The organism is Bacillus sp. LR_5 (genome assembly GCF_042709275.1).
The window spans coordinates 11,812-35,922 of record NZ_JAVAXX010000040.1 but is presented as its reverse complement, the minus strand read 5'-3'; the positions used below and the strand labels follow the sequence as shown (position 1 = coordinate 35,922).

26 protein-coding genes and 4 pseudogenes are annotated in these 24,111 nt (G+C 41.9%); 17 read left to right on the top strand and 13 right to left on the bottom strand.

From position 1 onward, the window contains the following. Positions 1 to 124 precede the first annotated feature (124 nt). The 8 genes and pseudogenes from RAC86_RS11540 (at position 125) to RAC86_RS11505 (ending at position 8,730) form a co-directional block, all read left to right on the top strand. Positions 125 to 493, top strand: a complete 369-nt coding sequence (locus tag RAC86_RS11540; RefSeq protein ID WP_236827509.1) for a hypothetical protein — start codon at positions 125 to 127, stop codon at positions 491 to 493. 447 nt (positions 494 to 940) lie between these two features. Further along, entirely contained in the window at positions 941 to 3,748 is a 2,808-nt protein-coding gene (levR, locus tag RAC86_RS11535) for a transcriptional regulator LevR (RefSeq protein ID WP_072566606.1), read from the top strand. A 189-nt stretch (positions 3,749 to 3,937) separates the two neighbouring features. After that, positions 3,938 to 4,378, top strand: a complete 441-nt coding sequence (gene levD / locus RAC86_RS11530) for a PTS fructose transporter subunit IIA (protein ID WP_014114574.1) — start codon at positions 3,938 to 3,940, stop codon at positions 4,376 to 4,378. Then, positions 4,378 to 4,866 (top strand): PTS fructose transporter subunit IIB, encoded by a 489-nt coding sequence (gene levE / locus RAC86_RS11525; protein WP_014114573.1) that lies wholly within the window; start codon positions 4,378 to 4,380, stop codon positions 4,864 to 4,866. Before levD ends, levE begins: the two co-directional genes overlap by 1 nt. A gap of 16 nt (positions 4,867 to 4,882) precedes the next feature. Next, positions 4,883 to 5,692 carry a PTS fructose transporter subunit IIC gene (gene levF, locus RAC86_RS11520; RefSeq protein ID WP_014114572.1) on the top strand — a complete coding sequence of 270 codons (810 nt, stop codon included), beginning with the start codon at positions 4,883 to 4,885 and terminating at the stop codon, positions 5,690 to 5,692. A gap of 22 nt (positions 5,693 to 5,714) precedes the next feature. Next, positions 5,715 to 6,542, top strand: a complete 828-nt coding sequence (gene levG / locus RAC86_RS11515; RefSeq protein ID WP_014114571.1) for a PTS fructose transporter subunit IID — start codon at positions 5,715 to 5,717, stop codon at positions 6,540 to 6,542. Positions 6,543 to 6,626: 84 nt separating this feature from the next. Further along, positions 6,627 to 6,770, top strand: a pseudogene (locus tag RAC86_RS11510) (hypothetical protein). Continuing rightward, a complete protein-coding gene (locus RAC86_RS11505; protein ID WP_072566605.1) occupies positions 6,703 to 8,730 on the top strand; it encodes a glycoside hydrolase family 32 protein in 2,028 nt (675 codons plus the stop codon). Before RAC86_RS11510 ends, RAC86_RS11505 begins: the two are co-directional and overlap by 68 nt. 48 nt (positions 8,731 to 8,778) lie before the next feature. Here RAC86_RS11505 and yraA read toward each other — a convergent pair whose 3' ends face one another. The 4 genes and pseudogenes from yraA to RAC86_RS11485 all read right to left on the bottom strand — a co-directional run. Next, complete coding sequence (gene yraA / locus RAC86_RS11500) at positions 8,779 to 9,288, bottom strand: cysteine protease YraA (RefSeq protein ID WP_014114569.1); 510 nt, start codon at positions 9,286 to 9,288, stop codon at positions 8,779 to 8,781. A gap of 150 nt (positions 9,289 to 9,438) precedes the next feature. Next, positions 9,439 to 10,488 (bottom strand): NAD(P)-dependent alcohol dehydrogenase, encoded by a 1,050-nt coding sequence (locus tag RAC86_RS11495; protein ID WP_377885634.1) that lies wholly within the window; start codon positions 10,486 to 10,488, stop codon positions 9,439 to 9,441. 216 nt (positions 10,489 to 10,704) lie between these two features. Continuing rightward, positions 10,705 to 11,099, bottom strand: a pseudogene (locus RAC86_RS11490) (cupin domain-containing protein). Between the two features lie 93 nt (positions 11,100 to 11,192). Further along, positions 11,193 to 11,366: pseudogene (locus tag RAC86_RS11485) on the bottom strand (carboxymuconolactone decarboxylase family protein); the annotation flags it as partial. A gap of 105 nt (positions 11,367 to 11,471) precedes the next feature. On the opposite strand from RAC86_RS11485, the gene adhR reads away from it, so the two are divergent. From adhR to RAC86_RS11470, 3 genes are all read left to right on the top strand, one after another. Continuing rightward, positions 11,472 to 11,876 (top strand): aldehyde stress transcriptional regulator AdhR, encoded by a 405-nt coding sequence (gene adhR / locus RAC86_RS11480; protein ID WP_072566604.1) that lies wholly within the window; start codon positions 11,472 to 11,474, stop codon positions 11,874 to 11,876. A gap of 65 nt (positions 11,877 to 11,941) precedes the next feature. Next, positions 11,942 to 12,208 (top strand): MerR family transcriptional regulator, encoded by a 267-nt coding sequence (locus RAC86_RS11475; RefSeq protein ID WP_236827507.1) that lies wholly within the window; start codon positions 11,942 to 11,944, stop codon positions 12,206 to 12,208. Then, a complete protein-coding gene (locus tag RAC86_RS11470) occupies positions 12,201 to 12,389 on the top strand; it encodes a MerR family transcriptional regulator (RefSeq protein ID WP_014114565.1) in 189 nt (62 codons plus the stop codon). Before RAC86_RS11475 ends, RAC86_RS11470 begins: the two co-directional genes overlap by 8 nt. A gap of 179 nt (positions 12,390 to 12,568) precedes the next feature. Here RAC86_RS11470 and RAC86_RS11465 read toward each other — a convergent pair. The 6 genes and pseudogenes from RAC86_RS11465 to RAC86_RS11440 form a co-directional block, all read right to left on the bottom strand. Continuing rightward, positions 12,569 to 12,769 (bottom strand): annotated as a pseudogene (locus RAC86_RS11465) (helix-turn-helix domain-containing protein); the annotation flags it as partial. A gap of 77 nt (positions 12,770 to 12,846) precedes the next feature. Then, positions 12,847 to 13,146 (bottom strand): spore coat protein, encoded by a 300-nt coding sequence (locus tag RAC86_RS11460; protein ID WP_003226009.1) that lies wholly within the window; start codon positions 13,144 to 13,146, stop codon positions 12,847 to 12,849. Between the two features lie 15 nt (positions 13,147 to 13,161). Beyond that, the gene (locus tag RAC86_RS11455) at positions 13,162 to 13,359 is read right to left on the bottom strand and encodes a hypothetical protein (protein WP_003226012.1); all 198 of its coding nucleotides are present in this window, start codon (positions 13,357 to 13,359) and stop codon (positions 13,162 to 13,164) included. A 17-nt stretch (positions 13,360 to 13,376) separates the two neighbouring features. Next, positions 13,377 to 14,513, bottom strand: a complete 1,137-nt coding sequence (locus RAC86_RS11450) for a zinc-dependent alcohol dehydrogenase (protein ID WP_061186638.1) — start codon at positions 14,511 to 14,513, stop codon at positions 13,377 to 13,379. A gap of 18 nt (positions 14,514 to 14,531) precedes the next feature. Then, positions 14,532 to 14,900 carry a spore coat protein gene (locus RAC86_RS11445; protein ID WP_061186637.1) on the bottom strand — a complete coding sequence of 123 codons (369 nt, stop codon included), beginning with the start codon at positions 14,898 to 14,900 and terminating at the stop codon, positions 14,532 to 14,534. Positions 14,901 to 14,917: 17 nt separating this feature from the next. After that, positions 14,918 to 15,163, bottom strand: coding sequence for a hypothetical protein (locus RAC86_RS11440; RefSeq protein ID WP_061186636.1), 246 nt, complete (start codon positions 15,161 to 15,163; stop codon positions 14,918 to 14,920). 429 nt (positions 15,164 to 15,592) lie between these two features. Between RAC86_RS11440 and RAC86_RS11435 the strand changes: the two genes are divergently transcribed. Both RAC86_RS11435 and RAC86_RS11430 read left to right on the top strand, forming a co-directional pair. Further along, the gene (locus RAC86_RS11435; RefSeq protein ID WP_072566603.1) at positions 15,593 to 15,952 is read left to right on the top strand and encodes an SH3 domain-containing protein; all 360 of its coding nucleotides are present in this window, start codon (positions 15,593 to 15,595) and stop codon (positions 15,950 to 15,952) included. A 50-nt stretch (positions 15,953 to 16,002) separates the two neighbouring features. After that, on the top strand, positions 16,003 to 16,359 hold the full coding sequence (locus tag RAC86_RS11430; protein ID WP_004398671.1) for an SH3 domain-containing protein: 357 nt from the start codon (positions 16,003 to 16,005) through the stop codon (positions 16,357 to 16,359). Between the two features lie 438 nt (positions 16,360 to 16,797). Here the strand turns inward: RAC86_RS11430 and RAC86_RS11425 are convergent, their stop codons facing one another. Further along, positions 16,798 to 17,619 carry an alpha/beta fold hydrolase gene (locus tag RAC86_RS11425; RefSeq protein ID WP_072566602.1) on the bottom strand — a complete coding sequence of 274 codons (822 nt, stop codon included), beginning with the start codon at positions 17,617 to 17,619 and terminating at the stop codon, positions 16,798 to 16,800. A gap of 136 nt (positions 17,620 to 17,755) precedes the next feature. After that, positions 17,756 to 18,019 carry a CD3324 family protein gene (locus RAC86_RS11420; protein WP_072566601.1) on the bottom strand — a complete coding sequence of 88 codons (264 nt, stop codon included), beginning with the start codon at positions 18,017 to 18,019 and terminating at the stop codon, positions 17,756 to 17,758. Positions 18,020 to 18,461: 442 nt separating this feature from the next. Here RAC86_RS11420 and csn point away from each other — a divergent pair, with 442 nt between their 5' ends. Next, a complete protein-coding gene (gene csn, locus RAC86_RS11415; RefSeq protein WP_072566600.1) occupies positions 18,462 to 19,298 on the top strand; it encodes a chitosanase in 837 nt (278 codons plus the stop codon). A 159-nt stretch (positions 19,299 to 19,457) separates the two neighbouring features. On the opposite strand, the gene RAC86_RS11410 is transcribed toward csn, so the two are convergent. Next, positions 19,458 to 20,438: an aldo/keto reductase gene (locus RAC86_RS11410; RefSeq protein ID WP_072566599.1), complete on the bottom strand. Its 981-nt coding sequence runs from the start codon at positions 20,436 to 20,438 to the stop codon at positions 19,458 to 19,460. 134 nt (positions 20,439 to 20,572) lie between these two features. Between RAC86_RS11410 and sigZ the strand changes: the two genes are divergently transcribed. From sigZ to RAC86_RS11395, 3 genes are all read left to right on the top strand, one after another. Next, positions 20,573 to 21,103 (top strand): RNA polymerase sigma factor SigZ, encoded by a 531-nt coding sequence (gene sigZ / locus RAC86_RS11405; protein WP_072566598.1) that lies wholly within the window; start codon positions 20,573 to 20,575, stop codon positions 21,101 to 21,103. Positions 21,104 to 21,224: 121 nt separating this feature from the next. Next, positions 21,225 to 21,974 (top strand): metal-binding protein ZinT, encoded by a 750-nt coding sequence (locus tag RAC86_RS11400; RefSeq protein ID WP_061186631.1) that lies wholly within the window; start codon positions 21,225 to 21,227, stop codon positions 21,972 to 21,974. Between the two features lie 340 nt (positions 21,975 to 22,314). Beyond that, positions 22,315 to 24,096, top strand: a complete 1,782-nt coding sequence (locus tag RAC86_RS11395; RefSeq protein ID WP_072566597.1) for an acid phosphatase — start codon at positions 22,315 to 22,317, stop codon at positions 24,094 to 24,096. Positions 24,097 to 24,111: the final 15 nt, after the last annotated feature.

Here is a 24,111-nt window from a genome sequence, read left to right as displayed (position 1 = left end):
TAAAGGTGCCAAATGTCTCCCGAAGAATATGCTTATCACAAAAGATTTTTATCAATCATTCGGTTTTGACTCAGTCGAGAATCCTTATACAAACATAAAAGTTTCGAAAAAACAGTGGGTCCATATGGAGGATCTATTTTTTCAATGGATATCTCCTTATCTATCAACATTCGGCCAAACAGTTGTTACGCCATTTCTAAGTCATGACTGGGAGGGAGGATGTCATCTGGACGATATGATGGATGATGAGTTTGCTGAGGTTTATGAAGAATATAAGGCTTTTTTAATAGGTAACGATTTGTATGATCATACGCCCACTTTGCTTGAAAACAGCAGGGGATATCAAATCGCTCATATCGGTGATTTTTCAATCCTGGGCAAGATGGCTGCAAGAAATCATCATTATTTATTCTTTGCCGATGGAGATAAAGTTTTTATGTTTACAGATTCACTGACCTTCCAGATGTATTGTAAGGATAAAAGTTTTGCATAATGAAATGAGAAAGATCGGGCAGTTGCTGCATCCTGATTTTTTATCGTGAATCACTGTGGCGGACACATAGAGTGTCCGGCATTTTTTTTTGTTTTCAATTGATGTCATGTCTAGTGGGAATGTATTTTGGGAAAAATGTCCTGATCTATTAGATTTATTTTCTGTCATTCGGGATTTTTCCATCATTACGTTCCTGAAGAATGATAAACTGTTTACTGATTATTACTTTGGAAGGAGCACAGTCTTGAAGAACTGCGAATCTAAAATACTAATATCAAACATAAATAATTTGAAGTGATAAACACATAGGCATAAAAGGTCAGTATGTCAATCTGCTATAAAGACCTTTCTGAAAGTGTATCAATAGATAATCTCAAGGCTGTCTGTCATAAAGATTCGGAATATTCTTGTTAAGGGCTTATCTAATAAGGGCAAAGGATGATAGACGTGAAAAGAATAGATAAAATATACCATCAGCTCATGCATAATTTTCATGACTCCAGCTTAGATCAACTTTTAAAAGTACAGGGGAATTCAGCAAAGGAAATTGCTGAGCAGCTGAAAATGGAGCGGTCCAATGTCAGTTTTGAATTGAACAATCTCGTCCGATCTAAAAAGGTCATAAAAATTAAAACGTTTCCTGTGCGATATATCCCAGTGGAAATAGTGGAAAGGTTATATAACAAGAAATGGGATACAGAGATGATGGAAGTGAAAGGCCTGGAGCTGTTTTCCGGGAATCCAAAACAGAATCATCAAAACATTTCCACGAATCCTCTAGAGCTTATGATTGGGGCAAAAGGCAGCTTGAAGAAAGCAATCTCCCAGGCAAAGGCAGCTGTCTTTTATCCGCCGAACGGTCTGCATATGCTCCTCTTAGGGCCAACAGGTTCCGGTAAATCCCTTTTTGCAAACCGGATTTACCAGTTTGCCATTTACTCTGACATTTTGAAGACCGGTGCTCCATTTATTACATTTAACTGTGCAGATTACTACAACAATCCTCAATTATTGCTTTCTCAATTATTCGGACACAAAAAAGGCTCATTTACAGGTGCCGGCGAGGATAAAGCTGGTTTAGTCGAACAGGCCAATGGAGGGATTCTTTTTATGGATGAAATCCATCGTCTCCCTCCTGAGGGACAAGAAATGCTGTTTTATTTTATTGACAGCGGTTCTTATAACCGGCTTGGAGAATCTGAACATAAACGAACATCAAAAGTATTGTTTATTTGCGCCACTACAGAAAATCCGAGTTCTGCACTATTAAAAACATTTTTGCGAAGAATCCCAATGACCATTCATATTCCTTCGCTTGAAGAACGATCGCTTAAAGAAAGAGTGGATTTGACGACGTTTTTATTAGGGAAAGAAGCAGAGCGAATTAAGAAAAATCTGAGTGTGCACATAGATGTCTATAATGCGCTTATTCATTCTGCAAAATTTGGGAATGTGGGACAGCTGAAATCAAATGTCCAGTTAGTTTGTGCACACGGGTTTTTGCACAACCTTGACAGAAATGAGGTTATTGAACTGACTGTTCGGGATCTGCCGGATGAAATCAAGCAAGACTGGATGTCCAGCAGCAAAAACATGCAAAGAAGCAAAGCGATTTCTGAATATGTAAATATCACAACGATCATCTCTCCGATTGTAGAAGATGAAACAACAAAAATTGACGAAGATCTCTCATTTAATCTGTATCATTTGATCGAGGAAAAAGTGAAAACCCTCATGAAAGAAGGGTTATCTAAAAAGGATATTAATCAATACATCTTGACTGATATCCATTTGCATGTCAGAAGTTTTTTTCAGCATCGGGCGTTTCAAAAGGACAGCCTGCTGACATTCGTTGAAGATGACGTGATTCAAATGACCAAACAGTTAAAAGAAATAGCTGAACATGAGCTGGATTGCACATTTGACCGTAAATTTATTTATTTCTTGAGTATGCATATTGACGCATTTTTAAAGCGCGGTAAGCAAATTGATGTTTTAAACACACAGGAGACTGATGAAATCCGTGATACTCATGTGAAAGAATATCGGGTGGCGATGATTTTTAAAGATAAAATTCAGGAATATTTTAAAGTGGCTATTCCGGAAATAGAGGTCATCTACTTAACGATGCTGATTCACTCCATTAAATCGTTAAAAGAGAACAAAAGGGTCGGTATTATCGTGGCTGCACATGGAAATAGCACGGCGAGTTCAATGGTTGAAGTTGCGACAGAACTGTTAGGAAGCACTCCAATTGCAGCAGTTGATATGCCGCTTTCTGTTTCACCTTCGGACATTATCGAATGCGTAGCGGAAAAAATGAAACAGGTTGACGAAGGCGAAGGTGTTTTAATGCTGGTAGACATGGGGTCACTTGCAATGCTGGAGAGCAAGCTGGAGGAAAAAACAGGCATTGCTATCAAAACAATCAGCAATGTTACGACCTCAATGGTGCTGGATGCTGTCAGAAAGGTGAATTATTTGGATTTGAATTTGCATGCGATCTATCAATCGGTCACGAAGGATTTTATTGAATTATGGGAGCGGCAGCCAGCAGCATCTGGCAAAAAGAAAGCACTGGTCTCCATCTGCACGACAGGCAGCGGAACGGCCAAAAAGCTGGAAGACATCCTGACCACGATCGTAAACAAAGCCTCCGATACCCCGATTCACATATTGACCGTTTCATCTATTAAATTGGCAAACCGGATAAAAGAAATCGAAAAAGAGTATGAGATCCTTGCGACAGTCGGAACGAAAGACCCTAAAATCAATGCTCCGCATGTATCTTTAGAAGTGTTAATTGAAGGGGAGGGAGAGAAGCTGATTCAACAGGCGATTACCAAAGGCAGCATCCCCTTGAGCAATGGATTGAACGAAGCAAATATCATTGTCAGGGAGCTTTGTGAGGATAGCTTAAAAAAGTACCTTGTCTTCTTGAACCCCCACCATATTATCGAAATGTTATTAGAGTGGCTGCAAACTGTTCAGGATGAGCTGGGAGCCATATTCAATAATGCAGTTTTGATCAAAGTCATCATGCATACGGCGTTCGCCTTTGAAAGGGTGATTAAGCAGAATCCGATTGCTTTCTCAGAGGAAGAAGAAATAAATGATCAGATGAAAGAAATGGTGAATGTGACAGAGCGGACATTAGCGCCATATGAACAAAAGCTTGGACTTCGCATAAGTGATGATGAAAAATTATTTATAGCCGCCATCTTCGCTGAAGAAGTGCATGGCCAGCTGTTTTAAAAGCAGTTTTTTAATGTGAACCTGTATTAAATGGAACGCCATTTTAATACAGGTTTATTTTTTTGATTCCAAGTGTTTCAACAACAGACTATCATTGGCTGAAAACTTAATGAAAACGCTTAACACAACTTTGTTGGCACGATCCTTGCATTATATATGGATGTACAAAACAGGAAAGGAGCAATGTATATGATTTCAGTTATTATCAGTGGTCATGGAGATTTTCCCATAGCATTAAAAGAGTCTTCAGGGATGATATTCGGTGAAGAAAATAACCTGCTTGCAGTGCCGTTTTTTAAAGGGGAAGGCATTCAAACGCTGCAAGAAAAATATCGTCAGGCGCTCAAGGACATTCCGGAAGAAAATGAAGTGCTTTTTTTAGTCGATATTTTTGGAGGAACGCCATATAACGCGGCAGCTTCTTTCATTGCTGAGGATCAAAGAATGGATATGGCAGCCGGTGTAAACCTGCCGATTCTGCTGGAGGTATTAAGCCTGAGAGAACATCTGACACTTAAAGATTTGCTGAACAACTTAAAAGCAATGAGCCAGCAAAGCTTTCAAGTGTGCAGTGAACATTTAGAAAAAGTAAAAACTGCCAATCAGGAAACAAGAGAGGATGAATTGTAATGAACATTGTGTTAGCCAGAATTGATGACCGCTTTATTCACGGCCAAATCTTGACAAGATGGATTAAAGTCCATGCAGCAGACCGAATTATCGTTGTCTCCGATGATGTTGCACAGGACGAAATGAGAAAAACGTTGATCCTTTCTGTTGCACCTTCAAATGTAAAGGCTAGTGCCGTTTCGGTTTCAAAAATGGCAAAAGCGTTTCATAGTCCGCGCTATGAAGGAGTAACGGCAATGCTCTTGTTTGAAAATCCGTCCGATATTGTATCTCTTATTGAAGCAGGTGTGCCGATCAAAACCGTAAACGTCGGGGGAATGCGTTTTGAAAATCATCGCAGGCAAATCACAAAATCAGTCAGCGTCACAGAGCAAGATATAAAGGCGTTTGAAGCATTAAGTGACTTGGGCGTGACACTGGAATTGAGGCAGCTGCCTTCAGATGCCAGCGAGGATTTTGTACAGATTTTACGGAACGTAACAAAATAATCAAGGGGATGAGAATATGTCTTCATTACAAATTATTTTGTTGTTAATTATTGCAGCAATCACCGGCATCGCAAGTGTATTGGATGAAGGGCAGACACACCGGCCGCTTGTGGCCTGCACGCTAGTTGGCTTGGTCCTCGGGGACTTAAAAACAGGAATTATTCTCGGAGGCACACTAGAGCTGATGGCGCTGGGCTGGATGAACGTCGGCCTTGCCATGGCGCCTGATACAGCGATTGCCTCTGTCATCTCAACCATTTTAGTTATTACCGCTGATCAGGGAATTGGCGAAGGCATCGCCGTCGCTGTTGCTTTGGCAGCTGCGGGGCAGGCGCTGACTATTTTTGTGCGGACGATCACTGTCTTTTTCATTCACCGCGCTGATCAATACGCAAAAAAAGGGAATATAAAAGGAATTGAAATTATGCATATTACCGCGATGGTGTTTCAAGCGCTGCGCGTAATGATACCGACATTAATTGTCGCATTGATCAGTGTCAGCGCTGTTCAGGCGTTCTTGGGCAATATCCCGGATGTCATTACAAAAGGGCTGCAAATAGGCGGAGGCATTATCGTTGTTGTCGGATATGCCATGGTAATCAATATGATGAATATTCCTTATTTAAAGCCATTTTTCTATATAGGTTTCTTATTGGCAGCGTTTACCGATTTTAACTTAGTAGGGTTTGGAGCACTTGGTCTCTGTCTGGCGCTTTTATACCAGCAGGTGATGCAAAAACATAACGCGCACGGAGCAGTCGCCGCCGCATCAGACAGTGGCCATGTGGCTGTTTATGATGACGATGATGATGACCTTGATGCCTAAACCATAAGGGGGGGATGAAAAAATGGAGAAAGAAAAAAGATTAACGAAAAAAGAAATTTTCAGCATGTTTATTCGTTCGAATTTTTTGCTCGGCTCCTTTAACTTCGAACGTGTGCAGGCCATGGGATATTGCTATGTCATGATTCCGGCGATCAAAAAACTGTACGGACCCGGAGCGAAAAGAAACGAAGCCTTGCAGCGGCATTTGGAATGGTTTAATACACATCCGTGGCTGACTGCGCCTATATTTGGCGTGACGGCAGCCATGGAAGAAGAAATGGCGAACAATAAAGGAATTGATGGAAAAGCAATAAGCGGAATGAAAATCGGTTTGATGGGCCCGATAGCGGGTGTAGGCGATCCGATTTTCTGGGGAACGATTCGTCCGGTCTTAGCTGCGTTAGGGGCATCCCTTGCTTTAGGAGGAAACATTGCCGGCCCTTTGCTATTCTTTTTCTTGCTGAACGCCATAAGATTAAGCACAAAATATTACGGGTTAAAGTATGGCTATGTGAAAGGAATGGAGATTCTGCAGGATTTAGCGGGGAATCGCATTCAAAAGCTTACAGAGGGTGCTTCGATTCTCGGGTTATTTGTAATGGGGGCTCTCGTTTCCAAATGGACCACGATCAACATTCCAATCGTTGTGTCCAGGATTAAGGATGAAAGTGGAAAAGTGGATGTTCAAACCGTACAAAATGTGTTAGACAGCATTATGCCGGGTGCGCTGCCTCTAGGGTTAACGTTATTGGTGGCATGGATGCTGCGCAAAGGGGTGAATCCTCTTCTCATTATTTGCGGGATCTTTATTATCGGGATTCTTGGATATTGGGCTGGATTCTTAGCATAAGCTGTGTGATGTAAGAAAGAAGAGGGAAACTGCAGCACTCCATCATATAGTCAATCATTCGGATAACAGAGAAACAGAGGAGAATTGCCAGAAACGGATCAACTTGTGCAGCAGTCTCTCTTGTAAATGTTCAAACATGAAGAGAGGAGCGAAGGAACAAATGAAAAAGAGACTTATTCAAGTCATGATCATGTTCATCCTGCTGTTGACTATGGCATTTCCGGCTGAGGCAGCCGATTCAAGCTACTATGACGAGGATTATCGTCCTCAATATCATTTCACGCCGGAAGCAAACTGGATGAATGACCCAAACGGGATGGTATATTATGCTGGAGAATATCACTTGTTCTATCAATACCATCCATACGGGCTTCAGTGGGGCCCCATGCATTGGGGGCATGCCGTGAGCGAAGATTTGGTTACGTGGAAGCACCTTCCTGTTGCGCTGGCTCCGGATGACAAAGGCACGATCTTTTCAGGAAGCGCAGTTGTAGACAGGAATAACACAAGCGGTTTTCAGACAGGCAAAGAGAAGCCGCTAGTGGCTATTTATACACAGGATCGAGAAGGCCATCAAGTGCAGAGTATCGCCTATAGCAATGACAAAGGAAGAACGTGGACGAAATACGCTGGCAACCCTGTCATTCCAAACCCGGGAAAAAAAGATTTTCGCGATCCAAAAGTCTTTTGGTATGAAAAAGAAAACAAGTGGGTGATGGTGCTTGCGGCCGGAGACCGAATCCTCATTTATACGTCCAAAAATTTGAAGCAGTGGACGTATGCAAGTGAATTTGGACAGGGGCAAGGAAGTCATGGGGGAGTATGGGAGTGCCCGGATTTGTTTGAGCTTCCGGTAGACGGCAATCCGAATCAAAAAAAATGGGTGATGCAGGTCAGTGTCGGAAACGGAGCGGTTTCGGGAGGATCAGGCATGCAATATTTCATAGGGGACTTTGATGGAACTCATTTTAACAATGAAAATCCTTCAGACAAAGTTCTCTGGACGGATTACGGCAAAGACTTTTATGCGGCTGTATCCTGGTCTGATATTCCATCCTCAGACGGCCGGCGGCTTTGGTTAGGCTGGATGAGCAATTGGCAATATGCGAATGATGTTCCTACATCCCCATGGAGAAGTGCAACCTCCATTCCAAGAGAGGTGAAATTGAAAACGTTTACTGGAGGAGTGAGGGTCGTCCAAACACCAATAAAAGAGCTGCAAACCATTCGCGGGACCTCTAAGAGGTGGAAGAATCAGACCATATCGCCCGCAAGCCAAAATGTGTTAGCAGGCCTATCTGGAGATACGTATGAATTACATGCAGAATTTCAAGTGACCCCAGGTTCAGCAACTGAATTTGGTTTTAAAGTCCGAACAGGCAGAAATCAATTTACAAAAGTCGGCTATGATCGAAAGAACGCCAAACTGTTCGTTGACCGGAGCGAGTCGGGGAACGTCAACTTTAATCCGACCTTTAACACCGGAAAACAAACAGCTCCGCTGAAACCGGTAAATGGAAAGGTAAAGATGCGCATTTTTGTCGACCGCTCTTCAGTTGAAGTATTTGGGAATGACGGACAGCAGGTCATAACCGATATCATTCTCCCGGATAGATCTAGCAAGGGTCTTGAATTATTTGCTGCAAATGGCAGTGTAAAGCTAAAATCTTTAACGATATATCCTTTAAAAAAGGTGTGGGGAACGTCACCTTTTATCTCAAATTTGACTGATTGGACGAATGTAAATGGCACGTGGGCCGACACAATTGAGGGGAAACTAGGGAGATCGGACGGCGATTCCTTTATCATGTCTTCAGCATCCGGATCTGACTTCACCTATGAATCTGATATTACCATTAAGGATGGAAACGGAAGAGGAGCAGGAGCGCTTATGTTCCGCTCTGACAAAGATGCCAAAAACGGTTATCTTGCCAACGTGGATGCGAAGCATGACCTAGTGAAATTCTTTAAATTTGAGAACGGTGTCGCTTCTGTTATTGCCGAATACAAAACGCCGATAGACGTAAATAAAAAGTATCATCTGAAAACGGAAGCTCAAGGCGATCACTTTAAAATCTATTTAGATGACCGTCTTGTGATCGATGCAAATGATTCCGCATTCTCAGAAGGTCATTTTGGCTTAAATGTGTGGGATGCGACTGCTGTCTTTCAGAATGTAAACAAATAGTCTTAACTTGAAAAAAGGCACAGACCTAAACAGTCTGTGCCTTCTCGTTTATTTCAACAAATTTAATGATTCGCGGTTAAATGCTTCCAAATCATCAGGTGTTCTGCTTGTAACAATGTTGTGGCTGACGACTACTTCTGCATCTTTGTAGTTTGCGCCGGCATTGATTAAATCTTTGCGGATGCTGCGGTAGCCTGTGATATCTTTGCCTTTCAGAAGATCCGTATCAATCAATACTTGCGGACCGTGGCAAATAGCGAAAACAGGCTTTTCATTTTCGACAAACGCTTTCGCAAATTCTCCCGGACGATCATCTGCACGAAGCAAATCTGGAGAGAATCCCCCAGGAATTAAAAGTGCATCAAATTCATTAGCATCCACATCTGAGATTGCTTTTTCGATCTTCACTTTCTCGCCATGCTTACCGGTAACTTCTTTGCCGGCTTCCAAATCGATAGCTACGACACTGTAGCCAGCTTCTTCGTATGCTTTTACCGGACTTGTATATTCGATATCTTCGAATTGGTCTGTAACGAGAACTGCAATTTTTTTGCTCATATCAAAAACCTCCTATAACCTCTTTATGCCCATAGAATAACAGGAAGATTGACCGGCCTTCAAACCATTTGCTTAAGGAGATCGTTTTTCGTAAATTTCCAGTAAATAAAAGCGGGTCAGCCCATTTAAGGACTAACCAATTTTTTAGACTTACAATGTGGAAATATCAATCACAAATCGATACCGGACATCACTTCGGAGGATACGTTCGTATGCTTCGTCCACTTGGTCAGCGCGGATGACTTCGATTTTAGGTGCGATGCCATGCTCAGCAGCGAAATCAAGCATCTCTTGAGTTTCTGCAATTCCGCCGACAAGAGAACCTGCAAGGCTGCGGCGTCCCATGATTAAAGAAAACACACTGTATGTGTCCTGCTCAGCAGGTGCTCCGACATTTACAAGTGTTCCGTCTATACGAAGCATTGATAAATAGGCGTCTACATCAAGATTCGCGGATACTGTATTTAAGATCACGTCAAACCGCCCGGCCAATGCAGTGAATGTAGCTGGGTCGCTAGTTGCAAAGTAATGATCTGCCCCAAGTTCCAGAGCTTCCTCTTTTTTATTCATGGAGCGGCTCAGGACGGTTACCTCTGCACCCATCGCATGTGCAAATTGAATTGCCAAATGTCCAAGACCTCCAACTCCTACAATGGCAACCTTTTTACCAGGCCCAACATTCCAGTGTTTCAGCGGGGAATACGTTGTGATACCTGCACACAACAGCGGACTGGCAACATCCATTTCCAAACTGTCTGGAATTCGGACAACAAATCTCTCAGTGACAACGATTTTTTGGCTGTACCCGCCATACGTCGGATTTCCATCGTAGTCTAATGAGTTGTAAGTTTGAACAACACCCTTTGTGCAGAACTGTTCCTCACCGCTGAGACAGTATTCGCATTCTCCACAGGAGTCAACAAAACAGCCGACACCAACTCGGTCCCCGACAGCAAACTTGGTAACTTCTGCTCCAACGGCTGTTACGACACCGGCTATTTCATGTCCGGGTACCATGGGGAAGATGCCCCCGCCCCATTCATCAAATGCACTATGGATGTCTGAATGGCAAATACCGCTGAATTGAATATCAATTAAGACATCATGCGGCCGTAATTCTCTTCGTTCAATCGTCGTTTGCTCAAATTTGGCTTTTGCATGTGATATGCTTAATACACGGGTATGATGTTGATTACACATATGAACCTATCCTTTCTTCATCATAAGTGCTGTAAATAAAAACATGCACTTATTTATGTTTTATCGTGTCTTCAACATAACGATAAACCTTAAAGTCCGCTTTAAGGCAAGGGTTTTTTGAAAAAATCTCATCTTAAAATGAATCTCATATGATCGGCTTGGTTGAACCCTTATAGTAAAATCGCACCGAATCAATTGATCCGAGGCGTACATTTTTTATAAGGTATGGTACAGGTCATCATGAACAGGCTCTAACCAATCCGTTGCCCCCGGCGTAATGGCTAAGTGCACAAACCAACTGTCTTTCGCCGCACCGTGCCAATGTGTTACATGGGGCAGAATATTTATGACATCTCCGGTTTTGAGTAATTGAGCTGGTTTTCCTTCTTCTTGATACCAGCCTTCACCGCCTGTCACTAACAAAACTTGCCCAATTTTATGAGAATGCCAGTAATTGCGAGCCCCCGGAGCAAAGGTGACATTCCCGATTGAAGCATTGAGAGGCGTCTCATCGGTAAATATCATTTTAAATATGCATCCCCGGTAAAGTTCGCTTCAACTTTTTCACCTATCGGAAAGATTGTGCTATTGCTTAATTGATCAGATGTCATGTATTGACCTGTTTTCTTTTCATTTTTAAAGATGTCTTTTGCGATATGAAATGCTGACCAAGCTTTGGGCCATCCGGCATAAAACGAGAGGTGAGTGATGATTTCTGCAATTTCCTCTTTTGTTAATCCGTTTTCCTTCGCTTTTTGAAGATGCGGAGTCAATTGTTCGAAGCTTCCTCCAGCAATTAACGCAGAAACTGTAATCATGCTGCGATCCCGCGGAGACAGTTCTTCCTCTCTTGCCCAAATGTCACCGAACAGAACATCTTTAAAAAAAGATTTCAGCAGCTAAAACTTGTTTCTGCTTGACTTAAAGTTAACTTTAAGTGTTACCTTCAAAACATGCAGGACGAGGACAGAGAGGTGAAGAGTATGAATATTGCGCAGGTGGCAAAGCAGTTTGGCCTAACAGCTGCAACACTCAGATATTACGAACGTGTAGGATTGATCCCGCCGGTAAAACGAAAAGAAAGCGGTATTCGCGATTATGATGAAGAAGATATCAAATGGATTGAATTCATTAAATGCATGCGAAATGCAGGACTATCGATAGAAGCGTTAATTGAATATACAACGTTATTTACTGAAGGAGATCGTACGGTAAAAGCTCGCAAAAATATCTTGGCTGATGAAAGACAGCGGCTCATAGAGAAGCGGAAAGAAATTGATGAAACAATTAAAAGATTAGATACAAAAATTGACGATTATGATGGGAAATTGCGTGAAAATGAGGCTAAACTCAAAAGCAGGCCTAAAACGGAAAGTCTTCACGGATAAGTGACGCAAGATAGCATTCTTTGTGTCCGAGGGGGCAGGTTAAAAATAAGGATTTTGTTTCGAACTTGTTTCTCCGACAAGAAATGGATACCGAAAGAGGTGGTTACATTCCTTATTCGATTGGAGAATTTGCAAACATCATCAGTGTGACAACAAGTACCCTAAGGTATTATGAAAAGGAAGAGCTCCTGAATCCTCATCGAAATGAGAATAATATACGGGAATTTACGGATCATGATATCGGCTGGGTGCGGTTTTTGCTCCATTTGAAAGATTCAAGAATGACGATGACAGAGCTAAAACAATATACAGCATGGGCGAGCAATGGGTGAGGAAACGATTCATGAGAGAATGCATTTACTTGAAAAGCGTAAGCACATGGTAGAAATAGAAATTCAAGCTTTACAGCAAAACCTGCAAGTATTAAACCGTAAGATTGAATTCTATAAGGACCAGATAAAGGGGGATCAATATGAGTTTGTCCTTTATCCAAATGAAGAGGAACAGTCATAAAAACAAATGGTTTAAGGCTGAAGGTGATTTTTAAAAATGATAATTCCCTTCAGCCTATTTTATTGTTTATTGATGAGAAGGAAACCAGCTTTTATATTTGACGTTAAGTGAACGTTTACTTTAGCTATCAAAAAAACAGTTAGTATAGTTTATAAAAAATATAGATCCCCGTTGTTCATTTAGTCAGATTTTCCCCTCAGCCGTTTGATATCTTCTTTAGGCAGAAAACCAAACATGCGGGAGTATTCACGGCTGAATTGTGATGGGCTTTCATAGCCGACCAGGAATGCAGCATCTGCGGCATCTGTTGACTTCATGAATAACAGGCGTCTGGCTTCCTGCAATCTCAGCTGTTTTTGGAATTGAATCGGGCTCATGGCGATTCAACTTTTAAAAAACAGAAGCTGAGGGACAGTTGTGGTCAATCAATACTATTCCTCAGCAAATCAATGGTATGTTAAAGGGTTGGCAACTGAATCGCGGTTTCGATATTTTGTAAATTCAGCTTGACTTGTTCGTCTGTGTTCCAAGGATGGTACCAGCCCTTTTCCATCATATAGCTTGAGATTTGTTCGTGCATATCGAGGGCTTCCTCTAAATGCCGGGTAAGGATCTCTTTCACTTCAGGCGTTCCAGCTTCCGTTGCGGCCATCGCATAATTTCTGACTCCGTTTTTTGCTGCAATTAATAAGTCCATGGCAATGATTTGGTCTGTTAAAACATTCATGCCGGTCAGATATTCAATGATAGGATTCATTAATCATTCATCTCCTCATTCATGCTTTGCATTAGATAAAATAGAGGCAAATTCCTGTAGCTGCCGTGTGGTGGTGTCAACGTCTTGCTGCATGATTTCTTTAAGCTTCGGATCAGATACCAGCGCCTTCATTGTTTTGGATTTTGTTAAACAAAGTGTCTTAAATGCAGTCATTTCTTGGACCTCAAGCACTTCATGTAAGGCGTATTCCATTTCTGTCACCTCCGTTTTTAAGGTTTTAACACAACTTTTATACAATCATCCATTTTTGAATCAAAAATGTCATAACCATGCTTGGCTTCACTAAGCGGCAGGACATGGCTTACAACATCTCCAGGATCAATTTTACCCGTCGACACTAATTCAAACATGTATGGCATGTAGTGGATCACCGGAGCCTGTCCAGAGCGTATATTGATGTTTCGCTGCATGATATCACCTAACGGAAAACCGTTATATCTGCCGCCATACACTCCTGTAATTTGTATGGTTCCTCCTTTGCGAACGGCTTGGGAAGCAATGACCAATGCACTCATCGTTCCGCCATGAAGCTTTAATCCGCTGGCAAGGAACTCGAGGTCGCTCATTTTCCCATCCATCCCAACAGCGTCAATGACAACATCTGCTCCGCCTTTGGTGATTTCCTTCAAGTAACTCCCTGTATTTTCATGGTCTTCAAAATTAACGATTTCGACTTTGTTGGTTCGTTTGGCATGCTGTAAGCGATAGTTTACATAGTCAACTGCTATGACGCGTTTTGCGCCCTTTAGCCAACAAAACTTCTGGGCAAACAGGCCGACAGGGCCGCAACCGAGAACGATAACTGTATCACCGTCTTTTACCCCGGCGTTGTCAACACTCCAAAAGCCGGTAGTCATGGCATCGGCAATCACGCTTAATTTCTCATCGGGCTCCTCACAAGTTTCAGGAATTTTAAAATGGGTAAAATTCGCAAATGGCACTCTTAAATATTCAGCCTGCCCGCCTGGATAACCGCCAGTATGACCTGAATAGCCGAAATAGGCACCCATTTCTCCATTGTCATTAGATTGATCACATTGGCTTTCCAGTTGGTTTTTACAAAAAAAGCATTCACCGCAGGCGATCGTAAAAGGAATAATGACACGGTCACCTTTTTTCACCTTTGTAACCCCTGGCCCAACTTCTTCAACGATTCCCATTGGTTCATGGCCGATGACATAGTCTTCATGCAGATTGGGAATCAATCCATGGATTAAATGTAAATCTGATCCGCAAATGGCTGTACTGGTGACTTTTATAATCATGTCATCTGACTTTTCAATCTTTGGATCTGGCACATCTTTGACAACAACATTTTTAATGCCTTGATACGTTACTGCCTTCATGCTGTAAAACCTCCAGTGTTAGTGTTCATCAGGTGTCCGGTCAAACATCCCTTTTCGATTTGTTTCATCAGGAAAAAGGTTCATGTTGCCGACCATGATCGAGTTTTTTGCAGAGAGCTGATCCAGCTTATACTGTTCGCTCAGCTCATACGGATGGAACCATTTTTTGCTTATCATCAGTTCCGTAATCTCTTGGTGCATCGCGATTCCTTGCATCAGCTGCTTCCGCAACAAGGCTCTTACATCTGGTGAAGCGGTTTCAGTCAAAGCGACAGCAGTATTTCTCACGCCTTCTTTTGTTCGAATAAGAAAATCCATCGCAAATGTAGTGTCTGCAAGTTCAGGCACATGTAGCGAATTAATAGGGTCTAAGTGATCATGATTCAAAGGTGCTTACCTTCCTTTCAATTGATGATTGGCGTTGGGCGGCTTTGTGGGACAGGGGCCTGAAATGGGGCACGCTCATAAACCGCTTGTAAATCAGTAAGGTCTTGAATGGATTGCTGCACATCTTTTTGCATCAAGTCCTTAAGATCTTGGTCAAATACAAGTCCCTGCATCAACTTCGATTTCGCTATACAAAGTGTTTTAAAGTTAACGATTTCATGTAAGTCTACAGCCTCGTGGGCAGCTAATGTTTGATGATCCATAGTGATTTAACCTCCTTTAATCAATGTTACATTTCCCGAAATTAGGGTGTAGCATACAGAAAGAACTTTTCTCCGCTAAAAATGACATATACGGAATGATCACAAGTCGCTTTATTCTCATCAAGCACACAAAACGCTTATACACAACTGTTTATCTAAACAGCTTCTGTTGCGCCGGTTAATGAAATGATCACAAAAAGTGTATAAAAGCCTTGTCTTATTAAAAATGGACAGGTCATATTTGCACATTCTGAAAATGCGAAATGTCACGTTTTTTTTGTCGAAAACATAGGAGTAATTCCACTTTTTAAAGATCTAGTTTATGGTACATTGATAAATATATGGAAGGGGAGGGGCGTGGTTTTCTGAAAGGTAATTTCTTTTACTGGATGTAAGAAAGCAGACGTATTATAAGGGGGAGAGTATAAGGTGAATAAGCTAAAAATGCTAAGTACACTTACGGTTATGGTTGCATCATTGCTCATTTTTTCTAGCCATGCACTTGCCGCTCAGTATTATACGGTCTCAACAAGCAGCGGTGCGCCTGTAAATATGCGCAGCGGCCCAGGTACAAGTTGGGGGATTGTAACGACTATTCCGAGCGGCAGCCGTATCCCGATCTTTTGCTACAAAACCGGTACAACTGTAACTGGAAAGTATGGAACAAGTAATATTTGGAATTACACAGAGCGGACGCTTGCCAGCGGAGAGGTCGTTTATGGGTTTGTCTCTGATACATATGTCTACACGGGTTCAGACGGTCCGGTTGTTCCTAAATGCAGCTGGTAGCATATGTTCTATCGCTTTAAAATGAAGGAATTGAAGAAAGAGGGATGACATTGACAAAACTGAAAATGCTGAGTATGTTAACCGTTATGATAGCATCATTATTCATTTTTTCCAGTCAGGCACTTGCCGTTCAGTACTTTACGGTCTCAACAAGCAGCGGTGCCCCTGTAAATATGCGTAGCGGTCCAGGTACAAATTATCCTATTATGCTTTCCATTCCAAGCGGCTCGCGTGTTCCTTACTATTGTTATGCTTATGGAACGACTGTTACAGGGAAGTATGGAACGAGTAATATTTGGGATCAAATCCAGTGGAAAGATTCTCGGGGTGTCGTGAATATTGGATATGTTTCTGACACATATGTGTACACAGGTTCAGACGGCCCTGTCGGTTACAAATGCAATTAGCTGTATACTCCGTACAATTGAGTCTCTTCTACAGGGCCTATCTGAGAGAAACCATACCAACAATAGTTGGTATGGTTTTTGCTATTATTGCTATTATTACGTCTTCCACACCTGCATTTGTGGTGATTTTCAAAAGAGATTTATGATGTTAGACACTGGTTATTGTTGAGGACAAAATAACCAGCCACTTTAGAGTTGTATTTAATGGTATAAAATACGGAATTAAGATAGGAAAGAATCAATAGGAGAACTTAATGTACGAACTTATTTTTCGATGAAATCCCTAATATCACTTTGGTTACATTCTTAATATCAAAATTCAAATTTGGACACCTCACATGCTCGTTCTCATTAGTAAAAAATTCTATTTGCGCTTCGTGAAATCTTCTCTAACCATAGTTAGTTTTACCTGATCCTATTATAAAAATCTAATTTTAATCAATCCTTAACTCGTATGTTTATATTCTTTTCTAACATGTCGTGTAACCTCTCAGCAAATCCTTTATGATGCATTGTGTACCCCGTATGATTTCCGGGGAATTCAACCAATTCTGTTTCCAATTGTTCCGCTAGGGCGTTCGCGCAACGATAAGGAAAAAGCTCCCGTGAAGCACTTCCGCCAGCTGGGAGTACCTTCATCGGTGAAGTAAACATAGTTTTTAATGCTTCGATATCTAATGTATAGTTGAGAATTCCTTGAATTTCATACTCAGTGAAATACGTTGAATTGCCGAGAAGCCGCTTTGTCAGCACAGCCTTTGATTGTTCGTCTGTCTCTAATCTTGATATTAACTTAATGACCTCACTTCGATGATTTTTCTTAAGGTCTTCCATGAATTGCTCGGCTTGTTTCAGCTCATTTCCATGTAGAAGCTGCAATAAGATTGGTTCATGGGGGATCATGACATGTACTTGTTCGGGATGGCGTATGCACAGATCAAGCCCGATAACAGCCCCGGAGCTGCTTCCAAATACGTATGCCGGCTTATCGGTGATTTTGGCTAGAAGACGGTGAGCATCGTCACTGTGTGTTTCCACACGGTAATCCTCAATCTGATTGGTGAGATTGCTGCGGGAATGGCCGCGGCGATCGTAAGTAACAACCGTGTACCAGTTAGCCAGATGGTCGGCAACATGATGGAACTTGTCGGCATCACCGCCTCCGCCGTGGACCAAAAGAATGATTGGACCTGTGCCACGCACCTGATAGTGGATGTTCGCGCCAGGTGCTTGCAATGTTCCGTTTTTTAGTATACTCATTTGTAAAACCTTCCTTTCTTCTCATCTCTATTCACTTTACACAATTGGCCAATGGTATCATATGCAGGAAATAACTAAGAAACAAACTCGCCATATAAAAAGCACTGATTACATTTCATCAGTGCTTCCGTTTTGTTTATTTAGAGTAGACAATTTTTTTTATTGTTTCATTAGAGAGGTGATATTCATCAGATAATTGATTAATTGTTTTGCCGTTTTTAAATGCTTTTTTAATAGAAGCGTTTCTGTCATCAATCAGCTTTCTTGTTCCTGAACACGCACCCCATTTTTGATGAGAGGGTTCAGGTTTAGGGATATATATTGTTTTTCCTTGAACATACTTTTGAATTTCCGATATCAGCTTTTCAGGTAAAATAGCGGTTGCTTTTACATATGCCATTTCTGCCAGCTCCTTATTTTTTTATGCCAAATAAGGTGCAAAGCCACTATATCAGAAAAGCTTACTTGGGCGATCTTTTAGAAAGTCTACCCCATGCAAAGTATCGCCTTCCCAATAATAGGCTTTGCATGGGACGTTGCGGAATCTGGCATTCTCATCTTGCTTGCCATTTACATCACCTCCCTAACGATTTTCGATGATCATTTCCATTATAAAATAGATTAAAGCCTTATGGCATCTTGTTAATTAAAGTTGAAGCAGTATGAAAATCAAGGGACCTTCTCAGTGAGAGGGGCTAAGGCTGATTGGCAATGAAAAGAGTAAGATTCAAGCTATATTACTTTAGATTCAAAATATTGACAAAATAATGTATTTTCAACAATAGGGCAGCCCCTTCATGTATACTGAGTCTGTATTTACAATATGTAGAAGGGGTAATAGAATGAAAATCAGTTTGAATAAAAAAGCGGATTTCTGGAAGAAGGCAGTGATTTCATCACTTGTTTTCACCGTGTTTTTTACCCTGATGATGAGCGAAACGGTTTTTGCGGCGGGACTGAATAAGGATCAAAAGCGCCGGGCAGAGCAGCTGACCAGCATTTTTGAAAACGGCACGACAGAAATCCAATACGGATATGTGGAGCCATTGGATGATGGAAGAGGCTATACATGCGGCCGGGCAGGCTTTACTACGGCTACCGGAGATGCATTGGAAGTAGTAGAAGTATACACAAAGGCAGTACCGAATAACAAACTGAAAAAGTACCTGCCTGAATTGCGCCGTCTGGCCAAAGAAGAAAGCGATGACATCAGCAATCTCAAAGGATTCGCTTCTGCCTGGCATTCGCTTGGAAAGGATAAAGATTTACGTGCTGCTCAAGACGAGGTAAATGACCGCTTGTATTATCAGCCTGCCATGAAGCGATCAGACCAAGCCGGACTGAAAACGGCATTGGCAAGAGCTGTGATGTACGATACAGTTATTCAGCATGGCGATGGTGATGACCCCGACTCCTTTTATGCCTTGATCAAACGCACCAACAAAAAAGCGGGCGGCTCACCTAAAGACGGAATAGATGAGAAGAAATGGTTAAATAAATTCCTGGATGTACGATATGACGATCTGATGAATCCAGCAGATCCTGACACCCGTGATGAGTGGAGAGAATCAGTTGCCCGTGTGGACGTGCTTCGCTCTATCGCCAAGGAGAACAACTACAATCTAAATGGACCGATTCATGTTCAATCAAAAGAGTACGGTCATTTCGTAATCAAATAAGCATTTAGTGAATAAAGCGGCAGCGTTTCTTGTCGATGATTAGCCAGAATTCTCCGCATGATTTGGAAAAGACAAGAGACAAACAAGCTCTTGTCTTTCCTATATATGATTGTTCAGCATAAAGGTTTTAGAAAAATGTCAGTATTGATAATGAAAGTATCACCAGGCGTATGCCTCAGGTGTCTCTCCTCCAGGTCCGGGAAAGATAGCATTCAACATGTAGAGAATTTCTTCATCCAGACTGATTTCAACGGCTTTTATCGTATCACGCAGCTGCTCAACCGTTCTTGGTCCGATGATCGGCGCAGTTAAAACTGGATTTGCCAGCACCCATGCCAAAGCCACGTTTGCTTCTTTTTCTCCTAGTTCCTTGCATAAAGCTGAAAATTTCTCGAGCTGTAAACGGTGCTTTTCGATTAAATCTGCTCTTTTTGCTGTACGAGTTCCGGCATTGCTTTTCAGTGCCTTCCCGCCAAGAAGTCCTCCTGCAAGGGGGCTCCATGCCACTACCCCTAAACCAAGATCCCGTGCAGCCGGCAGCACTTCCATCTCAGCTGTTCGCTCTAATAAGCTATACTTGTGCTGTTCAGTGACAAGTCCCATGAATCGCCGTTTTTCAGCTTCAGCTTGCGCTTTAACTAAATGCCAGCCTGCAAAGTTGCTGGATCCAATATAGTCTACTTTGCCTGAACGAACCTGAGTCTCAAAAGCTTCCCATACTTCATCCCAAGGTGTCCGCCTATCGATATGATGCATTTGGTACAATTCTATATGGTCTGTCTGAAGCCGCTTCAGTGATCCTTCCAGATGGCGTCTGATTTTGTATAGAGACAAGCCTCTCATATCATTTGGTCCGTCATTCGGATCAGAAATCGGTTCATATACTTTTGTCGCCAGAACGACTTTCTCGCGGCGCTGTCCTCCTTGTGCAAACCATTTTCCAATGATGCTCTCTGTCAATCCCGCGTTTTCGCCCCAGCCATAAATATTGGCAGTATCAAAGAATTGAATGCCGTTATCGAGCGCTTCATCCATGATACGGAATGCGGTCTTTTCATCTGTATCGACCCCAAAATTCATCGTGCCTAAACATAAACGGCTCACCCGCAATCCTGTTCTTCCTAAATAGGTATACTCCACAACAAATCTCTCCTTTATCATTATTTTTGCAACAGCTGCAATGCAATTGATTCAACAATTGTTCCACTCTCTGTTACGATTACAAAGACGAAGCAAACGTAAAGCAGACGCAAAAATATAGGAGGTTTTTTCAAATGAATATAGAGGATCTATGGGATAGATTTCACCAGCCGTTAAAAACATTTATTTCGCATAGGGTTAACGATCAATCTATGGTTGATGACATCTTGCAAATCGTATTTATGAAAATACAAGTCCATCTCCCAAATCTGATCGATGAACAAAAGATCCATAGCTGGATCTATCAGATTACTAGAAATACAATTATTGATTTTTACCGCACAAAAAAACAAAGCGAAATATTGCCTGATCATCTACATTTCACTGACAATGCAGAGGAGGAAAACTTTACCAAGGAAGCAGCTGTGTGTATTCGCTCGACCATCAAACGGTTGCCGGAAAAGTATCGAGAGGCGCTCGAACTGACTGAATTTCAAGGGTTATCACAAAAAGAGTTAAGTGAAAAGCTCGGCATTTCTTACTCGGGAGCAAAATCAAGGGTACAACGCGGACGAGGAAAATTAAAGCAGCTGCTTGAAGGATGCTGCCACATTGAAGCGGATCGATATGGAAATATCGTAGACTTTCGCATATTAAAAGAATAACTGATTTCCGCTGCCAGCAACCATTCAGTGATATTAGGAGCATTTTCTCTTTGATCTTTGCACAAGATAGATGTATAATACAAATCGTAATTATTTCGTTTTGGGGAAAAGGAGTGTTATAATGAAAATTTTATTTGCAAAGAGGTTAGGGATATTAGCGATTGGTTCATTACTAGTATTGGCAGGATGTCAGACTTCAGGTTCATCTAAAGGTGAGTCTAATAAAACAGCATCATCCTCAGCAGTTGAAGAAGACTCTTCTAAAACGCAAGAACAAACATCAGAATCTCATAATCATGATCACGATCATAGTCATGCACATGATGAAGAAACAGAAAAAATTTATGAAGGCTATTTTAAAGACAGTCAAGTAAAGGATCGGTCACTTTCTGATTGGGAGGGAGACTGGCAATCTGTATATCCATACCTGCAAGATGGTACTCTTGACGAAGTATTTTCATATAAATCAGAACATGAAGGTGACAAGACAGCTGAAGAATATAAAGAGTACTATAAAAAAGGGTATAAAACAGATGTTGACCGTATCTTAATCAAACAAGATACTGTAACGTTCTTCAAAAATGGAAAAGAATATTCTGGTAAGTATACGTATGATGGGTACGAAATTCTAACATATGATGCGGGTAATAGAGGGGTAAGATACATATTCAAACTAGCTAAAAAAGCTGAAGGACTTCCTCAGTATATTCAGTTTAGTGATCATAGTATCTATCCGACTAAATCCAGTCATTACCATCTGTATTGGGGTGATGACCGTAAAGCTTTACTCGATGAAGTTAAAAACTGGCCTACCTACTACCCGTCAGAAATGGACGGCCACGATATTGCCCATGAGATGATGGCGCATTAATTGAGGAGTAACATGGCCATGAAGTATGGTATTTCTTTTACACAAACGGTCATTTTGGGAAACACGCCTAGCCTTTAAGTAGATTGAATACTTAGATAGCCCTGTGTTAGCTGCTGACTCCTCGTCAGCAGCTTTTTTGCCCTCTTTAATTTTCTTCCTTTCCTTTCTCTCAGCCCGAGGGCAACTTCTATATCAATGGCGCCTAGATAAAATAAACAAAACATTAATAAAACAGCGCTATTTCATTAACAAAGTTAAGATACGATCAATAATAACTTGACGGGTGGGAAAAAGTGTTTTGGAGAGATCGATTAAGAGTAAGGGAGAGTATGATGAAAAAATGAAATTACTAAGGATGAAGAAGCATTTAGTAGTGGCTTTATTTTCTCTGATATTATTTCAAAGTTCTGTGAGTGTATGTTATGCGAGCACAACAGCGAAAGCAAAAACAGTAACTCCGACGCCGCCCCCTGCTTCAGGATACTTCGTAGATCATTACAAAAATAACAGCTCTGCTAATACTACAGTGAATTCTAATCCTGCAATCGGGGTGCTTTCCGAATTTAATAAGCTTTGGACGCCCGGAAATACCTGGGATAGCGGAGCCAAACTGAACAGCAGCGTATTGGATGCCAACATTCAAAAAGTTGTAGACATTGCAGAACGCCGTACTTTCAGTGAGGAAAATGCCGCATATTTTGATGATCGCAGGAATCAGAGCTACAGTGTGATTGACGGTCTTGGTCCGCTTACTGATGTATATCGAATGAAGGCGGAGGCGACAACAACGATTAACAGTATTCCGGCAGATGCCACGATCAAAAAATATCATGATGAAGGAACCAATTCTGGCAGCACGAGTTCCAGTCTCGGCAGCGTCGTGAGTTTGGTCAATACGTTACGCGGCCCTTATTCTTCAACGAACCCGGCTAAGGGATACTTTCATTATCCCCGCCCGTTTCGCTGGGAAAGCAATTCTATTCTTGTTCCGACCCTTGTTCCTGCTATCAATCCTGATCCAGACAAAGACGGAGGTTTTCCCAGTGGGCATACGAATGCCGCATATCTCAGCGCTTTTGCTATGGCTTATGCCGTACCGGAGCGTTACCAGGAACTCCTTACCCGAGCTTCGGAACTCGGCAATAACCGCATTGTTGCCGGTATGCATTCCCCGCTTGATGTAATGGGAGGACGTGTCATGGCAACTGGCTTGGCGGCTGCTATTTTATCTGATCCAGCCAATAATCGTTTGAAAAAGGCTGCTTATGATGAAGCTCACAGTAAGTTGTTAACACAAACTGGTACAGCTGAAGACCGATTCAGCGATTATGACATGAATAAAAAACAATATTTTCAACGATTGACATACGGATTTGGGCAAATCAATCCAACTGCTAAACCAATGGTGGTTCCTAAGGGAGCTGAAGTCCTGCTGGAAACCCGTTTTCCTTACCTTGATAAAACGCAGCGCCGCTGGATTTTAGCTACTACCGGTCTTCCTGCCGGCTATCCTGTTCTTGATGACGCTGAAGGATGGGGACGGCTTAATCTCTTTTCGGCTGCCGATGGATATGGCGCTTTTGCCAAAGACGTTACCGTGAATATGGATTCTTCAAAAGGCAGCTTCCATGCATTGGATCGCTGGCGCAACGATATCTCCGGCTCCGGAAAGCTGACCAAAAAGGGGACTGGCACGTTAAAGCTGGAGGGGAACAATACATATTCCGGCGGTACGCGGATTGATCAGGGGACACTTGAGGGCGACTCGAAGACAGCATTTGGAAGAGGTGATGTTTCAAACAACGGAGGCACCCTGAAGGAAGATGTGTCAGGAAAACTGATCATCGGAGGAGACTATAAACAATCTGCCAAGGGTATACTTGAGCTGAATCTCAGCGGGAAAAATGACCTGCTTCACATTAAGGGCAAGGCAAAAATGAAAGGAACATTACGACTCCATTTTTCGAACAATTATGTACCAGCAGACGGATCCACGATCATCACCTATCATAAACGTCATGGATCATTTTCATCAATTGAGACTGTAGGTTTACCAAGCAAGTACAAAGTGAAGATCGTCTATAAGTCCAACAGTATCCAATTAAAAGTCAGGGCAAATTAGTTTGTATCCCAGTAT